Source organism: Streptomyces sp. NPDC127092, from assembly GCF_042722475.1.
GTDB lineage: Bacteria > Actinomycetota > Actinomycetes > Streptomycetales > Streptomycetaceae > Streptomyces.
In genome coordinates, this window is sequence record NZ_JBHXFE010000305.1 from 1 (window position 1) to 1228 (window position 1228).

General features: G+C 69.3%; 1 pseudogene. It reads left to right on the top strand.

Features of this window, described 5'->3' with window-relative positions:
- Positions 1-1228: pseudogene (locus ACFWJO_RS39935) on the top strand (DNA-directed RNA polymerase subunit beta); the annotation flags it as partial.

A 1228-nucleotide genomic window follows, 5' to 3' on the forward strand; every position in this document is an offset into this window, starting at 1 on the left:
GCTCCGAGGCCCCCTACGTGGGCACCGGCATGGAGAAGTACGTGGCCGTGGACGCGGGCGACTCCGTGACGGCCACCCAGGGCGGCGTCGTGACCGAGGTGGCCGCGGACCTGGTGACCGTCATGAACGACGACGGCACCACCACGCACTACCCGATCATGAAGTTCGCCCGCTCGAACCAGGGCAACGCCTACAACCAGCGGGTGCGCGTCTCCGAGGGCGAGCGGGTGGAGCCGCTGAGCATCATCGCCGACGGTCCCGCCACGGACAACGGCGAGCTCGCGCTCGGCAAGAACCTCCTCGTCGCGTTCATGCCCTGGGAGGGCCTGAACTACGAGGACGCGATCATCCTGTCCCAGCGCATGGTCTCGGAGGACGTCCTCACCTCGATCCACATCGAGGAGCACGAGGTCGACGCCCGCGACACCAAGCTGGGCGCCGAGGAGATCACGCGCGACATCCCCAACGTGTCCGAGGAGGTGCTCTCGCAGCTCGACGAGCGCGGCATCATCCACATCGGCGCCGAGGTGGAGGCCGGCGACATCCTGGTCGGCCGCGTGACCCCGAAGGGCGAGACCGAGCTGACCCCGGAGGAGCGCCTGCTGCGCGCGATCTTCGGCGAGAAGTCCCGCGAGGTCCGCGACACGTCCCTGAAGGTGCCGCACGGCGAGTCCGGCACCGTCATCGGCGTGCGCATCTTCGACCGCGACGAGGACGACGACCTGCCCCCGGGCGTGAACCAGCTGGTGCGCGTCTACGTGGCGCAGAAGCGCAAGATCACCGACGGCGACAAGATGGCCGGCCGCCACGGCAACAAGGGCGTCATCTCGAAGATCCTGCCGCTCGAGGACATGCCGTTCCTGGCGGACGGCACCCCGGTGGACATCGTGCTGAACCCGCTCGGCGTCCCCGGCCGCATGAACCTCGGCCAGGTCATGGAGCTGCACCTGGGCTGGGCCGCCTCGCGCGGCTGGGACATCCAGGGCGAGCCGGAGTGGATCAAGGACCTGCCGAACTTCCCGCGGCAGTCCGGTCCGGTCAACGTGGCCACCCCGGTGTTCGACGGCGCCGAGGCGTACGAGATCACGGGCCTGCTCGGCCACGTGAACGTGACCCGCGACGGCGACCGTCTCATGAGCGACAGCGGCAAGGCGCAGCTGTTCGACGGCCGCACCGGCGAGCCGTTCCCGGACCCGGTGTCCGTGGGCTACATGTACATGCTCAAGCT